This window comes from Actinomycetota bacterium (assembly GCA_036280995.1).
GTDB lineage: Bacteria > Actinomycetota > CALGFH01 > CALGFH01 > CALGFH01 > CALGFH01.
On record DASUPQ010000860.1, the window covers coordinates 1 to 5,739 of the forward strand.

Below are 5,739 nucleotides of genomic sequence, written 5' to 3' on the forward strand. Positions count from 1 at the left end.
GGCTGTGGCTGCGCTACCTGGCCCCCGCCCCGGTCGTGTTCGCCCTGGTCTTCCTGCTGATGTCGCCGACCTCCAAGCTGGTGCTGCCGGCGCGGGCCGAGGCCTCGGCCGGCCAGGCCCCGGCGGCGGCCACCGGCCGGCAGCCCCCGCTGGTGATGATCATGTTCGACGAGTTCCCGCTCAGCTCTCTGCTCGACTCCAAGGGCCAGATCGACCGGCGCGTCTATCCCAACTTCGCCGAATTGGCCGACCAGTCGACCTGGTACCGCAACGCCACCGGGGTGGCCGGCTATACCCCCTGGGCCATGCCGGCCATGCTCACGGGGAACTACCCGGCCAAGGTCAAGGCCCCTTCCTGGACCGAGTACCCCGACAACATGCTCACGCTGTTCGGCAAGTACTACGACCTCAAGGTGTACGAGACCATCAGCCAGCTCTGCCCGCCCAGCCAGTGCCGCTCCACCGCCGGCAGCCTCCACCGGGCCGGGCTGCGGGCCGTCCTCGGCGACTCGGCCCGGGTCTTCAAGGAGATCGTCTCGCCGTACGACGCCGCCGTCGACCCGGGCTCCTTCGTCGACCAGACAGCCGGCGAGGAAAGCGCCGCCAAGGACGGCAAGCCGCTCGACCCGCAGTTCCGCTTCAACCAGCTCCGGCTCAACCAGCCGTCGCGCTTCAACGACTTCCTGGCCGGCCTCCAGGACAGCGACCGGCCGACCCTGCACTTCCTGCACCTGCTGCTGCCCCACACCCCCTGGCGCTACCTGCCGTCCGGCAACGAGTACAACTTCAAGACCTTCGGGCGCGCCTTCAAGAGCGACCAGCTGCCGGCCCCGATCGTCGACCTGGCCCATCATCGGCACCTGCTCCAGCTGGCCTACACCGACGGGCTGGTCGGCCAGGTCATCGACAAGCTCAAGGCCGAGGGCATGTGGGACAAGTCGGTGGTGGTGATGGGGGCCGACCACGGCGAGGGCTGGGTCCCGGGCGAGAAGCCCCGCAGCCTGGGCAAGACCAACGCCCCCGACCTGATGTGGGTGCCGCAGTTCATCAAGGCCCCCAACCAGGACAGCGGCGTCACCGACGACCGCAACTGGGAGCAGGTCGACCTGCTCCCGACCATCGCCAGCCTGGCCAACATCAAGGTGCCCTGGAAGATGGAGGGTGTCGACCAGACCGGCGAGTCGACCCGCACCCGCACCGAGAAGTGGTGGTTCGACATCCCCGGGCGGCGCGAGACCCGCGACGGGCCCGCCAACTGGAAGACGGTGCTGGCCGGCGAGACCGACTCCCTGGTCCGGGCGTCGGAGGGCGTGCGCGGGCTGTACCGCTACGGCGCCGCCGCCGACCTGATCTACGGCGACCCGGCCACCGTCGGCCCGGTCACCGGCGACCAGGAGGCCACCGCGACCCTGGACGACTTCAAGCAGTACAACCAGATCAAGCCCGGCTCCGGCAAGGTCCCGGCGCTGGTCTCGGGCCAGCTCACCTCGCCGCTGCCCCCCGACGGCAGCACCGTCCTGGTGACCGTCAACGGCAAGATCGGCGGCGAGTCCCGGCTGTTCCCGGCCCGTCCGGATGAGGCGGCGGGCAAGTTCGCCGCCATCACCCCGGACTTCCTGTGGAAGGCCGGCGACGGCCACCGCCAGCTCCAGGTCTACATCGTCGACCGGAGCGGCGGCAGCCCTCGCCTGATCCCGATCAGCCTGACGGACGAGTAGCGGCGGGCTTCCGCGCCGGCGCCGCCTCGGCCTCCTCGGCCCCGAGGCCGGTGAGCGCCCGCACGCGCAGCTCCTCGTACATCTGCTCCGAGGCCGGCTCCCGGGACAGCATGGTGCCGAGCCAGGCGGCCGCGAAGCCCAGCGGGATGGAGACGATGCCGGGGTTCTCCAGCGGGAACAGCGGCTCGGAGTCGGTGAAGATCAGGCCCTTGGGGCCCATCACGTTGGGACCGACGACCACCAGCAGCAGCGAGCCGATCAGCCCGACCAGGATGCCGACCACCGCCCCGCTGGTGGTGAACCGCTTCCAGTAGAGCGAGAACAGGATCGTCGGCAGGTTGGCGCTGGCGGCCACGGCGAAGGCCAGCCCGACCAGGAAGGCGACGTTCTGCCCGCGGGCGAACGAGGCCAGCACGATCGAGATGGCCCCGATGACCAGGGCGGTGATGCGGGCCACCCGGACCTCGGCCGCCTCGTCCCGCTCCTGGCCGCGGCGCATCACGTTGGCGTAGAAGTCGTGGGCGAAGCTGGAGGAGGCGGTGATGGTCAGCCCGGCCACCACGGCCAGGATGGTGGCGAAGGCCACGGCCGCGATGAAGGCCAGGAACAGGTCGCCCCCGAAGCTGCCCTCGCCCCCGCCGACCGTCTGGGCCAGCAGCGGCCCGGCCATGTTGCCGGCCGCGTCGGCCTCCTTGATGCGCTCCTGGCCGACCAGGGCGGCCGCGCCGAAGCCGAGGAAGGTGGTCAGGATGTAGAAGCTGCCGATGATGCCGATGGCCCAGATGACGCTCCTGCGGGCCGCCTGGGCGGTGGGCACGGTGTAGAACCGGATCAGGATGTGGGGCAGCCCGGCCGTGCCCAGCACCAGGGCCAGCCCCAGCGAGACCAGCTCGATGGTCGAGGTGAAGCGCAGCCCGGGGGCCAGGAAGGCGTCGCCCTTGCCGCTGGCCGTGGCCGCGTCGGCGAACATCTTGTTCATCGAGAAGCCGAACTTGGTCAGCACCAGGAACGACAGCAGCACCGTCCCGGCCATCAGCAGGACCGCCTTGACGATCTGGACCCAGGTGGTCCCGATCATCCCCCCGAAGGTGACGTACACGATCATCAGCACCCCGACCCCGGCGATGGCCAGGATGGCGGCCGCGTCCCCTTCGAGGCCGAGCAGCAGCTTGACCAGGGCGCCGGCCCCGACCATCTGGGCGATCAGGTAGACGATCGAGACCCCGACCGTGGACAGCGCGGCCGCCGACCGCACCGGCCGCTGGCGCATCCGGTAGGCGAGCACGTCGGCCATCGTGTACTTGCCGGAGTTGCGCAGCAGCTCGGCGATCAGGAGCAGCACGGTGAGGTAGGCGACCAGCCAGCCCACCGAGTACAGGAAGCCGTCGTAGCCGAACAGCGAGATCAGCCCGGCGATGCCGAGGAAGCTGGCCGCCGACATGTAGTCGCCGGAGATGGCCACGCCGTTCTGCCAGCCGGTGATGCGGCGTCCGGCCGAGTAGAAGTCGGCCGCGGTCTTGGTCTGCCGCGACGCCCAGATGGTGATGCCCAGGGTGATGACGACGAAGACCACGAACAGGGTCAGGGAGAGCGCCTGGTCGCTCACTTGGCCGCCTCCTTGATCTGCTGGTCGTGCAGCTTCTCGCGCAGGTCGGTGGCCAGCGGGTCCATGCGGCGGGCGGCCCAGCGCGCGTACACCCAGGCGACCACGAAGGCCATCACGAACTGCGAGAGGGCGAACAGGTAGCCGAAGGTGAACTCGCCGAACAGCTTGCGCCCCATCAGGCCGGGGGAGGTCCCGGCGAGGACGTTGAGGGCCATGTAGTAGACCAGGAAGAAGGCGGTGGCCGGCCAGACGAACCGCGAATGGCGGCGCTCCAGCTCGACCATCTCCGGGTCCTTGCCGACGGCTTCGGTGGCGGTCACCGCCTCCTCGGCCGGCATCCGGCCGGTGGTGGGCGACCTCGACGGTTGACGACGGTCGTCGTTGGCCATGCGAGCCCTCCTTGCTCCGGAGCGCCCGCCGTCGGGCGCGTGAGCACCGGAAATCGAGCACTGGCGACCTACCCGGCGACGATGGGAAATATGCGTCGCTCCGGCGAGAACTGGGCTAGCCGGCCGCCCGCTCGTCCACGTCGCCGCCGAGGATGGCGGCCAGGGCGGCGCCGGTGTCGCGCAGGTCGGCCAAGACGGCGTCGGCGTCGGCCGCCTCCAGCTCCTCGACCCGGTAGGGGCCGGTGGCGACCGCGACCACCCTGGCCCCGCCGGCGCGGCCGGCGGCGACGTCCAGGGGGGTGTCGCCGACCAGCACGGTGGCCGTGCCCTCGAAGGCCGTCCCGTACTTGGCCTCGGCCTTGGCCCGGGCCACCTCGACCAGGCTGGGCCGGTGGTGGTGGTCGGAGCCGAACCCGCCGACGTCGAAGTCGAGGTAGCCGTCGAGCTCGAAGCTGGCCAGCTTGAGCAGGGCGTTGGGCTGCACGTTGCCGGTCAGCAGGGACTGGACCACGCCGTCGGTGCGCTCCAGCGCGGCCAGGGTCTCCCGGGCCCCGGGCAGGGCCCGGCCCCGCTCCCGGATCACCGCCGCCTTGGCCGCCAGGGCCGTCACCAGGGCCTCGCTGAACGCCGGCAGGTGCGTCGCGCCCTCGGCGATGTCGTGGGCGGCCAGGAACTCGAGCGCGATCTCCGGGTCGGTCCGCCCGGCCATGGCCAACGCCTTGGCAGCGACCTGGTCCGGTGCCCGCCCGACGACCGCCTGGAAGGCCTCGGTGAAGATGTCGCGGCCGACCTCCCCGGCCTGGACCAGGGTGCCGTCGATGTCCCAGAGGACCAGGCGGCGCACCCGGGTTACCGCTTGGCCAGCTCGGCCCGGTGGGCGGCGGCCCGGCCGCCTCCGCCGGCGGCCAGCGCCGCGTACGGCGGGACCGCGTAGATGTGGATGCGGTTGTCGAGGAAGTCCGAGAAGGCCAGCAGCCGGCCGTCGGCCGACACGTCCAGCCCGGTGGTCTGGTTGCCGCCGACCATGGCGTCGAGCACCTTGCCGCTGGCCGTGTCGATGGCCAGCACCGACCCCCACTCCGGGCCGGGCAGGTAGTAGGAGGCGCCGTTGCGGCCCCGGTTGGAAACGTACAGGACCCGGCCGTCGGGGGTCAGGTCGATGGTGTTGGGCACGTTGTCGGTGGTGGCCAGCTTGCCGACCCGCTCGCTGGCCAGGTCGACCACGAACGCCTCGTTGGTCCCCATGTCGTCAGCGTACAGGCGCCGGCCCTCGGCGTCGCCGACCAGGTGGCGCATGGCCCCGCCGGTGCGCAGCAGCGTCTTGGCCTTGCCGCTGGCCAGGTCGATCCGCTGGAGGTCGCCGTTCTCGAACCCGGCCACGTACAGCCGCCGGCCGTCGGCGGTCGGCCAGAGGCCGCGCGGCGTGCGCACGGTCTTCAGCAGCCGCCGGACCCGGCCCTTGCCCAGGTCGATCTCGGAGATGTCGCTCGACACCCAGTTGGCCACGTACAGGGTGCGCTCGTCGGGGGAGAGGGCCATGACCTTGCTCCAGTTCCCCTTGGTGGGGAGCTGGCGGCGGACGCGGAAGCTGCGCCGGTCGATCTCCCAGACCGAGGCCGTCTCCATCTGGCTGGCGTAGACGGTGCGGCCGTCGCCGGTGAACAGCACCTCGACGGCGCCGTGCTTGCCGAGCCGGATCTCCTTGCGCTTGCGCATGGTCCGGGCGTCGAACACCTCGACGCCCCGCCCGCCGAGCAGCGACACCCACAGCTCGCGGCCGTCGGGCGAGAAGGCCACCTGCTTGGGGTTGGAGCCGCTGCGCAGCTCGCCCAGCTTGTGGTGGAGCAGGCCCTTGGGGTCGAGCCACAGGTCGAGGGCGCGGTGGCGGTCGAGGGTGACCCGCTGGACCAGGCGGTTGTACCCGGCCCGGGTGACGGTCAGCTCCAGCTCGCCGCCGGCCAGCGCTCCCTTCCACGGGGTCCGGGCCTGCCGGGGGGCGCCGGCGGCGGGCCGGATCGAGAGCCGG

General features: G+C 71.5%; 5 protein-coding genes. 1 reads left to right on the forward strand and 4 read right to left on the reverse strand.

Annotated features, from left to right (window positions below; all coding sequences use genetic code 11):
* Positions 1–1,718 (forward strand): sulfatase-like hydrolase/transferase (locus VF468_28865; protein HEX5882299.1); only part of this gene is annotated, 1,718 nt, incomplete at its 5' end.
* On the opposite strand, the gene VF468_28870 is transcribed toward VF468_28865, so the two are convergent.
* The 4 genes from VF468_28870 to VF468_28885 all read right to left on the reverse strand — a co-directional run.
* On the reverse strand, positions 1,699–3,324 hold the full coding sequence (locus VF468_28870; protein HEX5882300.1) for a cation acetate symporter: 1,626 nt from the start codon (positions 3,322–3,324) through the stop codon (positions 1,699–1,701). The genes VF468_28865 and VF468_28870 overlap by 20 nt on opposite strands.
* Positions 3,321–3,713, reverse strand: a complete 393-nt coding sequence (locus tag VF468_28875) for a DUF485 domain-containing protein (GenBank protein ID HEX5882301.1) — start codon at positions 3,711–3,713, stop codon at positions 3,321–3,323. Before VF468_28875 ends, VF468_28870 begins: the two co-directional genes overlap by 4 nt.
* 115 nt (positions 3,714–3,828) lie before the next feature.
* Entirely contained in the window at positions 3,829–4,557 is a 729-nt protein-coding gene (locus tag VF468_28880; GenBank protein ID HEX5882302.1) for an HAD family hydrolase, read from the reverse strand.
* A 5-nt stretch (positions 4,558–4,562) separates the two neighbouring features.
* Positions 4,563–5,739 (reverse strand): YncE family protein (locus tag VF468_28885; protein ID HEX5882303.1); only part of this gene is annotated, 1,177 nt, incomplete at its 5' end.